Source organism: Kocuria sp. LUK (assembly GCF_021012935.1).
GTDB lineage: Bacteria > Actinomycetota > Actinomycetes > Actinomycetales > Micrococcaceae > Kocuria > Kocuria flava.
Genome location: NZ_JAJMZI010000006.1, coordinates 147,086 through 161,614 on the forward strand (window position 1 = coordinate 147,086; position 14,529 = coordinate 161,614).

A 14,529-nucleotide genomic window follows, 5' to 3' on the forward strand; every position below is an offset into this window, starting at 1 on the left:
CCTCAGCCCGCGATGCGGTCCCGGCCCGCGTAGGCGTTGAAGGACGCGCCGCGGCTGAAGCCCAGCAGCGTGGTCCCGGTCCGCTCCGCGAGCTCGACCGCGAGCGCCGAGGGCGCCGAGACCGCCGCGAGCGCGGGGATCCCGGCAAGGTGCGCCTTCTGCACGAGCTCGAACGAGGCCCGGCCGGAGACCTGCAGGACGGTCCCGCGCAGCGGCAGCAGGCCCTCGCGCAGCGCCCAGCCCACGACCTTGTCCACGGCGTTGTGCCGGCCGACGTCCTCGCGCACGCACAGCAGCTCGGGCCCGTCGTCGTCCCCGGGGAAGCGGAAGAGCCCGGCGGCGTGGACGCCGCCGGTGGTGTCGAACAGGCGCTGGGCGGCGCGCAGGCGCTCCGGCAGGGCGAGCAGGCCTGCGACCGGCAGGCGGACCGCATCCGTGACGGGGCCGAACGCGGAGACCTTCGTGACGGCCTCGATCGAGGCCGTGCCGCACACCCCGCACGACGACGACGTGTAGACGTGGCGCTCCATGGAGGTGTCCGGCGGCACGACCCCGGGGGCGAGCACGACGTCGACCACGTTGTAGGAGCGCCGCCCGTCGGCGTCGACCCCGCCGCGGTAGTCCATGCGCACGATCTGCTCCGCGGCCGAGACCACGCCCTCGGAGACGAGGAAGCCCCCGACGAGGTCGAAGTCGTGGCCCGGGGTGCGCATCGTGACGGTGAAGGCCCGCCCGTCGAGCCGGATCTCGAGGGGCTCCTCGCCGGCCACGGTGTCGGCGCGGGCCGAGACGGCGCCGTCGGCGGTGTAGCGGTGCACGCGGTGGCGCCGGGACGCGCGGGTCATGGTCTCCTCCCGTCCGTGCCCCGGGGCGGGGCCCTCCCGTGATCCTAGGCCGCCCGTCCCCCGCGCGGCGACGGACGACGGCGGGGCGCGTCCTGCGCCGCGGCATCGGGGGACCGCCGCCGGTCGGGGGACATTACCGATCAGTAACGTCGGGAGAACTGGGGACGGATCTGCTCTGTTCGAATTCATGGACTTTTGTCTAGTCTCGAACTCGTCGGGGACGGCGCCGGTGGGCTGCCGGTGGCGTCCCGGGCGATCCACCGCCTCCCCACGGCGCCCGCGGACCCCGCGAGCGCCGCAGCGGGCGGTCCGCCGGCCCGGTCGATCCCCGGGCCGGCGGACCCCGCCGCTCCCGCGGGCCACGGCACCGGATGCCCGCCCGGCGCGCGCCGATCCAGCGCGCTCTCCTCCCACCCTCTCTCGCAAAGGAACACCCATGTCCTCCGCACCCCAGCACACCGCCCCCACCACCGGCCGCAACCGCCGCACCGGCAGGGCCGTGCTCGCCGGCGTCGTCGCCGCGGGCCTGCTCGCCGCCGGCGGCGGGACCTTCGCCAAGTGGTCCGACGAGGCCGCCGCCGTGGGCTCCACGGGCATCTCGACCGGCTCCCTCTCCCTCGAGAACGTCTCCGGCCCCGCCTGGACGTTCGCGGGCGGCGAGGCCTACGACCCGGCCACGGACCGCATCGTGCCCGGCGACACGCTGCAGTTCACGACCACCGCCGTGGTCGACGCCCGCGGCAAGAACCTCGACGCCGACCTGTCGGTGGCCTACGAGGGCGCCACGAAGCAGTACCTGGACTACGCGGTCGGGAAGGGCCTCCTCGACTACGACGTCGAGGTGACCGGTCTGGCGGACACCGACGACGACAGCGCCTACGACGTCACCTCCGCCGACGACGGCAAGACGGTCACGGTGACCGGCACGTTCACCTGGATCGGCGACTCCGTGACCGGCACGCAGTACCAGAACCAGAAGATCACCTTCGACGGCATCTCCCTGCAGCTCGAGCAGAAGTGATCCGCCGGGGGCCGCCCGCCCCCGCAGCGTCCCGGTGCGGCACCGCCGCACCGGGACGCCCCTCCCCCGTCCTCCCGCCCCTCCCCCGGAGGCCCCCGTGACGCTCCCCCGCACGACCCGCCCCGCCCGGCCCCTGCGCACCGCCGCGGCCGCGGCCCTGCTCGCCGGGCTGCTCGCCGCCCTGCTGAGCACCGACCACGGCACCGCCGCCCGCTGGTCCTCGACCGCGCCGCTGGAGGTCGCCACGATCACCACCGGCGGCCTCGAGCTCGTCCTCGAGGACACCACCGTGACCCTGCACCACGAGGACCTCGACGCCACCGGCGCGGCCGTCGCCGTGGCCACGGACCTCACCGGCCTGGACGCCGTGCCGGGACCGACGGCCCCGGGCAGCACCGTCGTCGTCCGGACCCGCGCCGTCCCCGTCCTCGAGGGGACCCGGCTGGCCGCCGACCTCGTGGTCGACGCCGGCGCCCCCGCCGGCGCGAGCGCCCCGCGCGTCGAGATCGCCTCCGCGGACCCCGGCTCCCCGCTCCCCGCGGCGACCGGCGCGCAGGGCCGCGCCATGGCCCCGGCCCGGGACGGCGCCGCCTACGACGTCACCGTCCGCTACGACCTCCCCGGCGCCGCGGGCGCCACCGCCGCCCCCGGCCCGCTGACGCTCTCCCTCGCCCAGCGCTGACCCCTACCGGAGACCCCCGTGACCCAGCCGCGCCACACCGTCCTCTACCTCCTCGGCGTCCTCGCCCTGCTCGCCGGCGTCGTCCTCACCACCCCCGGCACCGCGACCGGGGCCGCGTGGCGCACCGCCGAGCAGGTGACCGTGCCCGCCTCGACCACGGGCCGCGCCGGCCTCGCGGTCGCCGCCGACGGCGACCGCGCCGCCGTGCTGACGAACACCTCGGGCTTCGGGGTCCGCGCCCGCCCCGCGGACGTCTCCGTGCTCGCCCCGGACGGCACGGTCCTCGCGCTCGCCGGGGCCTCCTTCGCCTGGCAGGACGGCTGCGCCGGGCCGGCGGCGTGGACCGCGCGCGGCGCCGGCGCGCCGGTCACGGCCGTGGCCGGGGAGCCGGCCCCGCTGCCGCGGGACGCGACGGCCCGCCTGTGCCTGGAGGTCTCCCTCGCGGAGGTCCCGGCGGAGACGCTGCGGCCCTGGGACGGGCGGTCCCTGCGCGTCGTCACCCGCCTGGAGGCCCTCTCCCTCGACGGGGTCTCCCAGCGCGCCGAGCGCACGTGGGAGACCGCGGTCCTCGTCGACCTGCCCGCCGTGGAGCCCCCGGCCGGGGAGGAACCACCCGGGGAGGACCCCGGCGGGCAGGAGCCGGGCGGGCAGGAGCCCGCCGGGCCGCCGGCCGAGGAGCCCGCGGCCCCGGCCGGGTGCACCGCGGCCGGCAAGGACGCCCTCGTCGCCTGGACCTGGCAGGGCCCGGACGAGGTCCTGGGGTGGGAGCTGCTGCGGCGCCCGCAGGCCGGCGGCGCCTGGGAGACGCTGCGGACCCTCGGCGACGGGAGCGTGCGGCAGGCACTCCTGACCGTGGACGACATCCCGGCGGCCGAGCGCGGCCCGGGCAGGCAGTCGGCCTGGGAGTTCGCGGTGCGGCCGCGGACCGCGGCCGGCCCGGCGGCGGACCCGCCCGCCCTGTGGACGATGCACTCCCCCGGCAACAGCCACAGGATCGCGTGCCCGGGGGACCCGGCGTGAGCCGCGTCCTGCACGGAGCGGCCCGCACGGTGCTGCTGGGCCTGCTCGCCGTGGTCGCCGCCCTGCTGCTCGCGACCGTCGCGGTGCCCCGCGCGCTCGGCTGGGTGCCCCTGACGGTGGTCTCCGGGTCCATGGAACCGGCCGTGCCGACCGGCAGCCAGGTCGTCGTCGAGCCCCTCGAGGGTCCCGGGGACGCCGAGCGGCTGGCGGTCGGCGACGTCGTGACGTTCATGCCCCGGCCCGACGACGCCACGCTCGTCACCCACCGGGTCGTCGCGATCGCCCAGGACGGCGAGGGCCGGCGCAGCTTCACGACCCGCGGCGACGCCAACGACGCCGCCGACGAGGGCGAGATCACCCACGTGCAGCTGCGCGGGCTCGTGCGCTACCACGTCCCGTGGGCGGGCCACCTGGCCACGGCCCTGGACCCCGGGCAGAAGCGCGCGGGCACCGTCGCCGTCGCGGCCGCCCTGGGCGGCTACGCCCTGTGGCAGCTCGGCGCCGCCGTGCGCGAGCGCACCGTTGCCCGGGCCCGGGCCGGGCGGCCATGATGAGCCCATGACCGAGACCCCGCTCACGCCCCTGCCCGAGGACTGGCACCGCGCCCTGGTCGTCGTCGCCCACCCCGACGACATGGAGTTCGGCGCCGCCGCGGCCGTGGCCCGCTGGACCGGCCAGGGCAAGGAGGTCGTCTACTGCCTCGTGACCAGCGGGGAGGCCGGGATCGACGGGATCGACCCGCAGCGCGCCGGCCCCCTGCGGGAGGCGGAGCAGCGGGAGTCCTGCCGGGTCGTGGGCGTGGAGCAGGTCGAGTTCCTGCACCTGCCCGACGGCGTGCTCGAGTACGGCGTGGCCCTGCGCCGGCGGATCGCGGAGGTCGTGCGCCGGCACCGCCCCGACGTGGTGATCACCAACAACTTCCGCGACACCTGGGACGGGGCCGTGAACCTCAACCAGGCCGACCACATCGCCGTGGGCCGGGCGAGCCTCGACGCGGCGCGCGACGCCGGCAACCGGTGGGTCTTCCCGGAGCAGGTCGAGGCCGGGCTCGCCCCGTGGCCCGACGTGCGCGCCGTGTGGGCCGCCGCCTCGCCCGGGGCCCGGCACGCGGTGGACGTCACCGCGACCTTCGAGGCGGGCGTGGAGTCGCTGCGCGCCCACCGCGCCTACCTCGAGGGTCTGGGCTGGGCGGACTTCGACCCGGACGCGTTCCTGCGCGAGGGGGCCCGGGCGGCCGGCGCGCGCGCCGGGGCGGAGCTCGCCTCGGCCTTCGAGGTGTTCCCCCTGCGCTGGGGCGGCGGCGACGACTGAGCCGGCTCAGCGCCCGGGCGCCGGGTCGCGCAGCACGAGGGCCACGAGCACGCCGGCGACGACGACGAGGCCCGCGACCGCACCGACCGCGGCGGCCCACCCGGCCCCGGTGTAGGCGAGGCCCACGGCCCAGCCGAGCACGGAGGAGCCCGCGTAGTAGAAGAGCGTGTACAGCGAGGAGGCCTGCGCCCGCCCGGTGCTCGCCCGCACGGCCACCCACCCGGAGGCGACCGCGTGGGCGGCGAAGAACCCCGCGGTGAACACGAGCAGCCCCGCCACGACCACCGGGAGCCAGGGCGCCAGCGTGCCCGCCAGGCCCGCGAGCATCAGCGCCCCGCTGCCCAGCAGCACCGTGCGGCGCCCGCGCGCGGCGGCCACCCGCCCGGCCGCCCCGGAGGACCACGTGCCGGAGAGGTAGGCCAGGAACAGCAGGCTCACCAGGGTCTGCGAGACGCCGAAGGGCTCCTCGCCGAGGTGGAAGCCCAGGTAGTTGTAGATCGCCACGAACCCGCCCATGAGCAGGAACGCGAGCACGCAGAGCACGACCAGCCCCGGGTCGGCCAGGTTCGCCCGCAGCCGCCCGGCCAGCCCGTCCGCGCCGGTCAGGCGCACGGAGCGGCGCACGAAGCCGCGCTGGCGCGGGGCCAGGAGCACGAACGCGACCGCGGCCGCCGCGGCGAGCACGCTCACCGTGAGCGTGCCGGCCCGCCAGCCGAGGGCGTCGCCCACGGGGGCGGCGACGATGCGCCCGGCCAGCCCGCCGAGGGTCGTGCCCGCCACGTAGGTGCCCGCGGCGACCGCGGTGTGCCGGCCGGCGACCTCCTCCGCGAGGTAGGCCATGGCCACCGCCGGGATCCCGCCGAGGGCCGCGCCCTCGGCGAAGCGCAGCACCACGAGGGCCTCGAACCCGGGGGCCAGCGGCATGACGAGCCCCAGGGCGGTCGCGGCGGCCACCGCCACGACCATGGTCCGCAGCCGCCCCCACCGGTCCGAGACGACGGACCACGGCAGCACGGCCGCCGCCAGCCCGAGCGTCGCCGCGGAGACCCCCAGGGAGGCCTGGGCGGCGTCCACGCCGAGCTCCGCGGCCAGCAGGGGCAGCACGCCCTGGACGGAGTAGAGCTGGGCGAAGGTCGCGACCCCCGCGCACAGCAGGGCCAGCAGGACGCGACGGTAGCCGGGGCTGCCCCGGTCGTAGCCGGGCCACGCCCCGGGCGGGACGGCCTCAGCCACGGGCGCCCTCCCGGGAACCCGCCCGCAGGCCCGCGACCGCCCACAGGGCCAGGAGCAGGAGCAGGGCGAGGTAGGGCAGGGCCGCGACGACGTCGATCGCTGGCCCCGGCACCCCGGCCGGGGCCAGCCAGGCCTCCCAGCGGATGGGCCCGACGTAGAGCCCGGGCACGGCCACGGCGGCCAGGGCGAGCGCGGTCCCGCGGGCGGCCCGCCCCAGCCCGGGGCGCAGCAGCCGCGGCCACGCCTCGACCCACACGGCGGTCAGCACCACGGGCCACCACACGTGGTGGTGCGACCACGTCACCGGGGACATGTAGAGCATCACGAGGGCGTTCACGGCCAGCACCGACAGCGTCATCCCGCGGGCCGCCAGCACCCGGATCAGCAGGGCCGCCCCGGCGACCAGGACCAGGACCAGGGGCCAGCGCAGCAGCGGCTCGGTCCCGCCGGGCACGCCCAGGTGCAGGAGCACCCCCTGCAGCGCCGTGTTGTCGACGTAGCCGGTCCCGCCCACCCGGTCGTCGCTGACCACGGCCTGCGTCCAGAACACCACCGCGTCGCGCGGCAGGACGAGGAAGCCGATCAGCACCGTCGCGGCGAAGGCGGAGCCCATGGCCACGAGGGGGCGCAGCTGCCCCCGCACCAGGAACACGAGGCCGAAGGCCAGGGGGGTCAGCTTGATGCCGGCGGCCAGCCCGATCCAGGTCCCGCGCGGGACCCGGCCCAGGAGGCTGTCGTCGCGGGTGCGCAGCAGGTCGTAGGCGATCAGCGCCAGCAGCAGCGCGTTGATCTGCCCCAGCCCGGCGTTGCGCATCCACGGCCCGGACCACAGCAGCACCGCCGTGCCCGCCGCGACGGCCGTGGCCGGGCCGAGCAGCTCCTGCAGCGGCAGGGGCCGGCCGCGGGCGGCGGCGTAGCGCAGCAGCGCCGCCGAGAGCACGACGGCGACCCCGGTGCTCGCGAGCACGAGGGCGAGCTCGGTGAGCGGCTCGGGCAGGTAGGCCAGCGGCACGAAGAGCAGGGCCGCGAAGGGCGGGTAGGTGAACGGCAGCCCGCCGTCGCCCGCCGGGTCCAGGCCCGGCCCGTAGAGCTCGTCGGCGAAGCCGTGGCGGTCCACGACCGCCGCCCCGCCCAGCCGGTAGACGTCCAGGTCGATGCTGCCGTCGAGGGCCAGCCACACGGTGCGCACGAGCGCCCCCGCCAGCAGGACCCAGGCCAGCAGCGCCGGGGCGAGCGGGCGCGCGGCGGGGACCTCCCGGGCGGCGGAGGGGGCCGGGACGCTCACGGGGTCTCGGGCGGGGTGTCGGTGCGGTCCACGGCTCTCTCCGGGTCGGCGGGGCGGACGGGTCGCGCGCACGGCGGGACTGCGGGCAGGGCCGGCCGGACCGGTCCCACTCTAGGCCAGCCCCCGCGCCGGGGCGGCCCGCCACGGCTGGCACCATGGGTGCATGGACCCCACCGCGCAGCAGACCCAGGACCCCGCCCGGCGCGCCGTCGAGCTGACCCGCACGGGCACCGGCCGCTACACCGCCCGCAACGCGGCGGGCGCCGAGATCGCCTTCGGGACGGGCGAGGACCTGCTCTCCCCCGTGGAGCTGCTCCTGGCCGCCCTGGCCGGGTGCTCCTCCGTGGGCGTGGACACCGCGACCTCCCGCAGCGCGCAGCCCACCCGGTTCCGCGTCGCGGCGACCGGGCACGAGGTGGTGGAGGAGGGCGCGCGGCGCCTGGACGGGCTGCACCTGTCCTTCGACCTCGCCTTCCCCGACGACGACGGCGGGCGCAAGGCCGCCGGTCTCGTCGAGCGGCTGATCGCCCTCGCCCACGACAAGCACTGCACCGTCTCCCGCACGATCGAGCACGGCGCGCCCGTGGGCCACGACGTCGCCGTCGCCCTGGAGGACCCCTCGGGCCGGGAGCCGTGAGCGGACGGGGGCCTCAGCCCCGGCGCCACCGGTCGTCGGGCAGGTGCGACCCGGCCTGCGGTCCCATCTGCTCCATCCCGCCGTCGACCACCCAGGACGCCCCGGTGACGTAGGAGGCCGCCGGGGAGGCGAGGAACGCGATCACCGCGGCGACCTCCCGGGCGTCGCCCGGCCGGCCCAGCGGCACCCCGGGACGGGAGGTGCGGCGGGGGTTCTCGTCCTCCTGACCGGTCATGGGCGTGGCGATCTCGCCGGGGGCCACCGCGTTGGCCGTGATCCCGTGCTCGCCCAGCTCCAGGGCGATGGTCTTCACGAGACCGCCGAGGCCGTGCTTGGCGGCGTCGTAGGCGCTCGAGCCCACCCGGGGCAGGTGCTCGTGGACGCTCGTGACCGCGATCAGCCGCCCGCCCCGCCCGGCGGCGACCATGTGCCGGGCGGCGGCCTGCAGGCACACGAACGCGCCGTCGAGGTCGGTGGCCACCACTTTGCGCCACGTGGCCAGGGAGGTCTCGAGGAAGGGCACGTTCGCCCCGGTCCCCGAGTTGTTCACGAACACGTCGAGCCCGCCGAGCTGCTCGGCGAGGGAGTCGACGACCGCCCCGGCACCCTCGAGGTCGGTGGCGTCCAGCCGGGCGAGCACCGCCTTCCGGTCCCAGGAGCGCACCTCCTCGGCGGTGCGCTCGGCGCCGGCCTCGTCCTGGTGCCAGGTGATGCCGACGTCCAGGCCGGCCGCTGCCAGGGCCACGGCGGTCGCGCGGCCGATGCCCGAGTCCGAGCCGGTGACGACGGCGGTGCGCGGGGTGAAGCCGGAGGTGGAGTCCATGGTGGTGCCCTCTCTGTCGCTCGGGTGCGGTGCGCGGCCGGGCCACCGGGGCGGCCCGGGACCATCAGCCTACGGTCGGTCCGGGCGGGGCGGCCAGGGCCGGTGCGCGGACGGTCCCGCGGGGGGCACCGTTGCGCGGCGGGGACGATCGGAGGACCATCGTGAGCACCAGCGGGTGCGGACCCCCGGCGAGGAGGACGTCATGGCACGGCAGCAGGAACCCGGCCCCACGGCCCCGGAGGGGCCCTGGTCGGAGGGGGGAGCGGAGCGGACGGCCCGCACCGAGCCGCGGGCGGGGGCCACCACTCCGAGGGCCCGGCGCCACGACCTCGTGGCGGCCGAGCGGCAGCAGTTCGGCGGCATGAAGCTCGGTGCCGCGTTCTTCGGGTGGCTGGCCGCGACCGGGATGGCGGTGCTGCTCTCCGCCGCGACCGCCGCCGCCGGCGCCGCGGCCGGGGCGGACCTGGGGACCCTCACGGGCGCCGGCGGCGTGGTCGCGGCCGTGGTCCTGTTCGTCGCCTACGTCTGCGGCGGCTACGTCGCCGGGCGCATGGCCCGCTTCGACGGCGCCAAGCAGGGCGTGGCCGTGTGGCTGTGGGCGGTGCTGGCGCTGATCGTGGTCGCGGTCCTCGCCCTGGCCACGGGCGACCGCCTCGAGCTGCCCGGCGGCGTGGGCCTGCCGCGCCCGTCCGCGGACGCCGGCACGGGTGCGGCCGTGCTCGCCCTGGTGGTCGGCGGGCTGGTGAGCCTGGCCGGCGCGGTCCTCGGCGGGCTGGCCGGGATGCGCTTCCACCGCCGCGTGGACCGGGTCGCGGCCGAGCGGCAGTCCCCCGCCGCCTTCTGAGCCGCCGCCCCGGCGGGGCGGCGGCTCAGAAGGTCAGGACGAGCCGGCCGCGCACGCCGCCGCCCTCGAGCAGACGGTGGGCCTCGGCGGCCTGCTCCGCGGGCAGGGTCCCGGCCACGCGCAGGCTCAGCACGCCGTCCTCGACGAGGCGGCGCAGCCGGTCGAGCTTGTCCCCGGAACGGTACTCCCGCGGGACGGCGATCCGGTGCACGGTGATGCCGCGGCCCGGGTCGCCGTCCCAGTAACGAACGGTCGCGAAGCCGCCGCCGTCGCGCACCGCCGGGGCGGCCTTCTCGTCGAGCACGGCGGCGTCGACCAGCGCGTCGACGCCGTCCGGGTAGAACTCGCGGATGCGGGCGGCGACGTCGTCCCCGCGGGCGACGACGTGGTCGGCGCCGAGGCTCTCCACGAGCTCGAGGTCCTTGTCGGCGGCGTCGGCGACCACGGTCAGCCCCTCGTGCTTGGCGAGCTCCACGACGTAGTTGCCCAGCGTGCCGGCGGCGCCGGTGACGGCCAGCACCTGCTCGGGCTCGAGGTCGAGGACCTCGAGGATCTGCAGCGCCGTGAGCCCGTTCATGGGCAGGGTCGAGGCGGCGGCGAGGTCGGCGCCCTCGGGCACGCGGGCCACCGAGTCGTCCGGGGCGATCAGGTACTCCGCGTAGGCCCCGCCGTGCTCGCCGCGGGGCAGGGCGATCGCCATGACCGACTCCCCGGGGCGCCAGCGGCTGCCCTCCCCGACCTCGTCGACCACCCCGGCGGCGTCCATGCCCGGCACGAACGGCGGGGTGCGCCCGTCCATGGGCTGGCCCCCGGCGCGCAGCACGGTGTCGGTGGGGCTCACGGCGGCGGCGCGCACCCGGATCCGCACCTCCCCCGGGCCGGGGTGGGGCTCCGGGACCTCGTGCACGGCGAGGGCCTCGGGCCCTCCGAACTGCTCGACTCCGATGATCCTCATGTCCTGGGCAACCGGGCGCGGCGGGCCCGCATTCCGGGCCCGCCGCGCCCGGGGCGGGTCACTTCTCGGAGACCGCGGCGGCCAGGCGCTCGAGGGACTGCTCGAGGGCCCGGTCCTCGAACAGCGGGAAGGACACGGCCTTCTTCGCCTCCGGGGTGGCGTGCTCCCACGAGTAGGTCTCGGTCACGAGGGTCTGCCCGGGGCCCTGCGGCTCCAGCTCCCAGATCCACTCCCAGCCCTCGAGCTCGGCGCCCTGGGGCTTGGGCCGCCACGCGAGCAGCTTGTTCTCGTCGTAGCCGGAGACGGTGTTCTCCATGACGTAGTCCCCGCCCATGTGCTCGCCGTTCATGTTCATCACGAAGACCTGGCCCACCTGCTGGATGCGCTGGTCGTCGCCGGAGACCACGGTGCCGGACCCGTCGATCTGCTGGTGGCGGGAGGGCAGGGTGAGGACCTCGAAGATGGCGTCGGCGGGGGCGTCGATGACGCGGCTGGCGGAGATGCTGTGCTCGGACACGGTGGTTTCCTTCCGTTCGGGTCGGTACCGGGCCACCGTAGGCAGAGCCCGGCCGGCCGTGGCCAGGGCTGTCCGCTGCCGGCGTAGCCGCCGGGCAGCGGGAGCGGTTCGGCCGCGAGCGCCTGCAGGTACCCGGCGAGGCCGTGGACGGCTCGGCCGGTGGCCCGTCCCGAGGTCAGGACGCGGACCCGGTCGGTGGCGACCACGGCGTGGCCGCGGGCGCGTGCTGCCGCGGCCAGGGCGGTCTCCTCGCCGTGCGGCAGCGCCGGGAAGCCGCCGCAGGCGGCGTAGACGTCGGCGCGCACGCCGAGGTTCGCCGCGTGGGCGTGGGGGTGGCCCTCCTCGAGCCGGTGGCGGGCGTGCCAGCGGGCCAGCACGGCGGCGGACAGGTCCCGCGGGTCCGGCTCCACCGTGCCCAGCAGCAGCTCCGCGCCGTGCTCGGCCGCGGCGACGTGACCGGTGAGCCAGTGGGCGGGCACCGCGCTGTCCGCGTCGGTCGACGCGATCCAGGTGCCCGTCCCCGCGGCCGCCACGGCCGCCGCCGCGGCCCGGGCACCGCCGGCGGTGCCCCACGCGCCGGCGACGACGACGGCTCCGGCCGCCGCGGCGATCCCGGCGCTGCCGTCCGTGCAGCCGTCGAGGGCCACGACGGTCTCCACCCGCACCGGGGGCTCCCCCGCCGCGGCGCGCTCGGTGGCGAGCCGGCCGGCGGCCCGGCGCACCCGGGCCAGGCACCGGCCCAGCAGCAGCTCCTCGTCGCGGGCGGGCACGACCACGACCACCCGCTCCACGGCGCTCACGGGGTGCCCCGCCGCCCGGCGCGCCCCGGCGCCGCGGGCTCGAGGACCTCGAGCAGGAAGTCCCGCTCCTCGTGGCGCAGCACGGGGGTGAAGCGCGGGTCGGCGTGCACGGCCGCGTGGACGTCGGCCCCGTCCAGCGGCCAGCCCTCGACGGGGTGGCGCCAGTGGCACAGCAGCAGGTGGCCGTCCGGGTCGAGGGCGGCCGCGGTGCGGTCGAGGAGCCCGGCCAGCTGCGCGGCGTCGAGGAAGTAGCCGGACTCGGAGACCACCACGAGGTCGAAGCGCCCCTCCGGCCACTGCCCGGGCAGCAGGCGCTGCTCGACCCGCACCCCGGGCAGCCCGGCGAGGCGTCGCCGGGCCCGGTCGACGGCCACGCCGCTGGCGTCCGCGCCGAGCACCTCCGCGGCCCGCCCGGCGAGCTCGGCGGTGAGGGCGCCGACCGAGCAGCCGGCCTCGAGGACCCGGCGGTACCGGGGCCGGGGCAGGGCCGCGAGGGTCACCGCGCGCTTGCGCCGCTCGTACCAGGAGGACCCGACGTCCCAGGGGTCCTCGGCCGCACGGTGGACGTCGTCGAACACGGCCTCCGCGTCCGGGGCGGCACCCGCGGGCGGGACCACGAAGAAGTGCTCGGCCGGGCGCCGGAACCGCGCCAGCACGTGCGGGCCCAGCAGGGCCTCGTCCCCGGGGGCCGGCGAGAGCGGGGCGACCTGCGAGGCGTGGGCGGCCAGGGCCCGCTCCTTGGCCGCGCGGGCCGGGGCGTCGAGGGCCAGGACACGGACCCCGTGGGCCGGAAGGTCCTCCGGGCCGCCCCAGTGCCACAGCCACACGGGGTACTCGAGGCACTCGAGCCCGTGGGGCGCGGCGGCGGCGCGGACGGCCCGGCCCAGGGCCTCGTGGTCGGCGTGCCCGTCCTCGCCCCAGGGCGCGGCGAGCACCCCGCGCCGCCCGGCCGCGGCCCAGGCGGCGGCCTCGGCGGCGGCCGCGCGCAGCGGCCCCTCCTCCTGCGCCAGCGCGCCGTCGGGCAGCCCGAGCAGCTCGGGGACCACCCCGTCCGCGAGGCAGGCCGTGGCCCGCTCGGCCTCGGTCCGGCGCACGGCGGCGAGGTCGGCGGGGGTGCGGGTCGGGGACCCCGGGTGGGAGCGCTCGCCGAGGGTCGCCACGACGACCCGCACCTCGGCCCCCGCCCGGGCGGCCAGGGCGATCAGCCCGCCGGCGCCGAGGCTCTCGTCGTCGGGGTGGGCGGCGAGGACCACGAGCCGGTCGACGCCGCCGAGCTCGAGCGGGCGGGCGGCGCGCAGGCGCGGGGCGGCGTCCCAGACCCGTTCGGGGGTGCCCGGCTCCCGGTGGTCGAAGCTCACCACGGGCGCTCCCCGGCCCCGAGCAGCGCGGCGCCCAGGGCAGCGGCGTCCCGCTGGGCGTGCTCCTGCCGGACCCAGACCTGCAGCGCGGCGACCCGGCGGACGTGCTCGGGGGAGCCGGTCAGCGGCCCGGGTCCGGTCGCGGCGGAGACCTCCGCGACCACGGCCTCGGCGGCCCGTGCCACCGCCCGGCGGGTGCGCAGGGCCAGGACCGCACCCCGCCGCCCGCCCGCGCGGCCGGCGTCGACGGCCTCCGCGGCGCCCGCCAGCACCTCGCGGGCGGGGTGCAGGAGGGCGTCGACGGCGCCGAGCGCGGCCAGCCCGACCTGGTCCAGGGGCCGCCGGCCGGGCCGGGCGCGCCCCACGGCGTCCTCCCACAGCAGGTCGGCCACCCCCGCGGCCCCGCCCCACCAGCACGCGGCCACGCCGATCCCGCCCCACGCGAAGCCGGGGCGCTCGAGGTACCAGCCGTCGCCGCCGACGGGCACGGCGGGCACCGCGTCGAAGCGCACGTCCCCGGTCGGCACGTCCCGCAGCCCGGCGGGGCACCAGCCCGCGGTCCCGTCCGGGACCGCCCCGGGGTGGGAGAGGTCCACGGCGAAGGCCCGGCGGCGGCCCCCGCCCGTGCCGGCGGTGACCACGGCGCGGTCCAGGTGGGCGGCCAGCGAGCACCACGCCTTGGTGCCGGTCAGCTCCCAGCCGGACCCGGACGGACGGGCGGTGAGCTCGCGGCCCGCCGCCTCGGCCGCCCACACGCCCCAGGTCGCCGGCAGCCCGGCGAGCTCGCCGAGGCCGGCCTGGCGCAGGATCGCGAGCGCGTCCAGGTGGGGCTCCACGACGCGGGCCAGGGACGGGTCGAGGCGGGCCAGCCCGGCCAGGCGCTGCCACAGCGCCCCGGTGCGGCCCTCCCCGGGGCCGGGCAGCTCGGCGCCCAGCCGCCGGGCGGCGGCGAGGGCCGGGGCGAGGGCCTCCCCGAGGACGGCCGCGGGGACGGCGGCGTCGGCGGCGCGCAGGGCCGCCGCGGCCGCGGCGGGATCGGCGGCGGCCACGGGGCCGCCGGCGGGGTCGGGCCCGCCGTCCGGGGCGGGTCGGGCGCCGGGGCGGGGGGCGTGGGGGCGGGGTGCGTCGGTCGGCGGGGTCATCGGCGATCAGCCTACTGGGCACCCGCCACGGCCCCGTGCCGGGGCCGGCGGCCCGC

At 78.5% G+C, this 14,529-nt stretch carries 16 protein-coding genes; 7 read left to right on the top strand and 9 right to left on the bottom strand.

Features of this window, described 5'->3' with window-relative positions; all coding sequences use genetic code 11:
• Window positions 1–2 precede the first annotated feature (2 nt).
• Entirely contained in the window at window positions 3–845 is an 843-nt protein-coding gene (gene fdhD / locus LQU92_RS12190; RefSeq protein WP_101850802.1) for a formate dehydrogenase accessory sulfurtransferase FdhD, read from the bottom strand.
• Window positions 846–1,281: 436 nt separating this feature from the next.
• Between fdhD and LQU92_RS12195 the strand changes: the two genes are divergently transcribed.
• From LQU92_RS12195 to LQU92_RS12215, 5 genes are all read left to right on the top strand, one after another.
• A complete protein-coding gene (locus tag LQU92_RS12195; protein WP_230781009.1) occupies window positions 1,282–1,866 on the top strand; it encodes an alternate-type signal peptide domain-containing protein in 585 nt (194 codons plus the stop codon).
• A gap of 97 nt (window positions 1,867–1,963) precedes the next feature.
• Window positions 1,964–2,548, top strand: coding sequence for a hypothetical protein (locus LQU92_RS12200; protein WP_230781010.1), 585 nt, complete (start codon window positions 1,964–1,966; stop codon window positions 2,546–2,548).
• 18 nt (window positions 2,549–2,566) lie between these two features.
• A complete protein-coding gene (locus LQU92_RS12205; RefSeq protein WP_230781011.1) occupies window positions 2,567–3,568 on the top strand; it encodes a hypothetical protein in 1,002 nt (333 codons plus the stop codon).
• Window positions 3,565–4,119, top strand: a complete 555-nt coding sequence (locus tag LQU92_RS12210; protein WP_169797986.1) for a signal peptidase I — start codon at window positions 3,565–3,567, stop codon at window positions 4,117–4,119. Before LQU92_RS12205 ends, LQU92_RS12210 begins: the two co-directional genes overlap by 4 nt.
• Window positions 4,120–4,126: 7 nt before the next feature.
• Window positions 4,127–4,879: a PIG-L deacetylase family protein gene (locus LQU92_RS12215; RefSeq protein ID WP_101850806.1), complete on the top strand. Its 753-nt coding sequence runs from the start codon at window positions 4,127–4,129 to the stop codon at window positions 4,877–4,879.
• A gap of 6 nt (window positions 4,880–4,885) precedes the next feature.
• Here the strand turns inward: LQU92_RS12215 and LQU92_RS12220 are convergent, their stop codons facing one another.
• Both LQU92_RS12220 and LQU92_RS12225 read right to left on the bottom strand, forming a co-directional pair.
• Window positions 4,886–6,112 carry an MFS transporter gene (locus tag LQU92_RS12220; protein ID WP_230781012.1) on the bottom strand — a complete coding sequence of 409 codons (1,227 nt, stop codon included), beginning with the start codon at window positions 6,110–6,112 and terminating at the stop codon, window positions 4,886–4,888.
• Window positions 6,105–7,397: a glycosyltransferase 87 family protein gene (locus LQU92_RS12225; protein ID WP_230781013.1), complete on the bottom strand. Its 1,293-nt coding sequence runs from the start codon at window positions 7,395–7,397 to the stop codon at window positions 6,105–6,107. Before LQU92_RS12225 ends, LQU92_RS12220 begins: the two co-directional genes overlap by 8 nt.
• Before the next feature lie 163 nt (window positions 7,398–7,560).
• Between LQU92_RS12225 and LQU92_RS12230 the strand changes: the two genes are divergently transcribed.
• Window positions 7,561–8,034 (top strand): OsmC family protein, encoded by a 474-nt coding sequence (locus LQU92_RS12230; protein WP_230781014.1) that lies wholly within the window; start codon window positions 7,561–7,563, stop codon window positions 8,032–8,034.
• Between the two features lie 13 nt (window positions 8,035–8,047).
• Here the strand turns inward: LQU92_RS12230 and LQU92_RS12235 are convergent, their stop codons facing one another.
• Window positions 8,048–8,857: an SDR family oxidoreductase gene (locus tag LQU92_RS12235; RefSeq protein ID WP_101850810.1), complete on the bottom strand. Its 810-nt coding sequence runs from the start codon at window positions 8,855–8,857 to the stop codon at window positions 8,048–8,050.
• A 202-nt stretch (window positions 8,858–9,059) separates the two neighbouring features.
• Between LQU92_RS12235 and LQU92_RS12240 the strand changes: the two genes are divergently transcribed.
• Entirely contained in the window at window positions 9,060–9,701 is a 642-nt protein-coding gene (locus LQU92_RS12240) for a hypothetical protein (protein WP_230781142.1), read from the top strand.
• Between the two features lie 25 nt (window positions 9,702–9,726).
• Here the strand turns inward: LQU92_RS12240 and LQU92_RS12245 are convergent, their stop codons facing one another.
• The 5 genes from LQU92_RS12245 to LQU92_RS12265 are packed head-to-tail and all read right to left on the bottom strand — an operon-like array spanning window position 9,727 to window position 14,473.
• Entirely contained in the window at window positions 9,727–10,656 is a 930-nt protein-coding gene (locus LQU92_RS12245) for an NADP-dependent oxidoreductase (RefSeq protein ID WP_101850811.1), read from the bottom strand.
• Between the two features lie 58 nt (window positions 10,657–10,714).
• Window positions 10,715–11,119 (bottom strand): polyketide cyclase, encoded by a 405-nt coding sequence (locus LQU92_RS12250; RefSeq protein WP_230781135.1) that lies wholly within the window; start codon window positions 11,117–11,119, stop codon window positions 10,715–10,717.
• Window positions 11,011–11,973, bottom strand: coding sequence for a glycosyltransferase (locus LQU92_RS15340; RefSeq protein ID WP_230781015.1), 963 nt, complete (start codon window positions 11,971–11,973; stop codon window positions 11,011–11,013). The genes LQU92_RS12250 and LQU92_RS15340 overlap by 109 nt, the downstream gene beginning before the upstream one ends.
• Window positions 11,970–13,331 (bottom strand): PIG-L family deacetylase, encoded by a 1,362-nt coding sequence (locus LQU92_RS12260; RefSeq protein ID WP_308071633.1) that lies wholly within the window; start codon window positions 13,329–13,331, stop codon window positions 11,970–11,972. Before LQU92_RS12260 ends, LQU92_RS15340 begins: the two co-directional genes overlap by 4 nt.
• Window positions 13,328–14,473, bottom strand: a complete 1,146-nt coding sequence (locus LQU92_RS12265; protein WP_230781018.1) for an acyl-CoA dehydrogenase family protein — start codon at window positions 14,471–14,473, stop codon at window positions 13,328–13,330. The genes LQU92_RS12260 and LQU92_RS12265 overlap by 4 nt, the downstream gene beginning before the upstream one ends.
• Window positions 14,474–14,529: the final 56 nt, after the last annotated feature.

Bases quoted from the DNA above. Each gene is read 5' to 3' on its own strand.
- LQU92_RS12195 (WP_230781009.1), top strand. From the start codon at position 1,282: ATGTCCTCCGCACCCCAGCACACCGCCCCCACCACCGGCCGCAACCGC.
- fdhD (WP_101850802.1), bottom strand. From the start codon at position 845: ATGACCCGCGCGTCCCGGCGCCACCGCGTGCACCGCTACACCGCCGAC.
- LQU92_RS12265 (WP_230781018.1), bottom strand. From the start codon at position 14,473: ATGACCCCGCCGACCGACGCACCCCGCCCCCACGCCCCCCGCCCCGGC.
- LQU92_RS12230 (WP_230781014.1), top strand. From the start codon at position 7,561: ATGGACCCCACCGCGCAGCAGACCCAGGACCCCGCCCGGCGCGCCGTC.
- LQU92_RS12240 (WP_230781142.1), top strand. From the start codon at position 9,060: ATGGCACGGCAGCAGGAACCCGGCCCCACGGCCCCGGAGGGGCCCTGG.
- LQU92_RS12235 (WP_101850810.1), bottom strand. From the start codon at position 8,857: ATGGACTCCACCTCCGGCTTCACCCCGCGCACCGCCGTCGTCACCGGC.
- LQU92_RS12215 (WP_101850806.1), top strand. From the start codon at position 4,127: ATGACCGAGACCCCGCTCACGCCCCTGCCCGAGGACTGGCACCGCGCC.
- LQU92_RS12245 (WP_101850811.1), bottom strand. From the start codon at position 10,656: ATGAGGATCATCGGAGTCGAGCAGTTCGGAGGGCCCGAGGCCCTCGCC.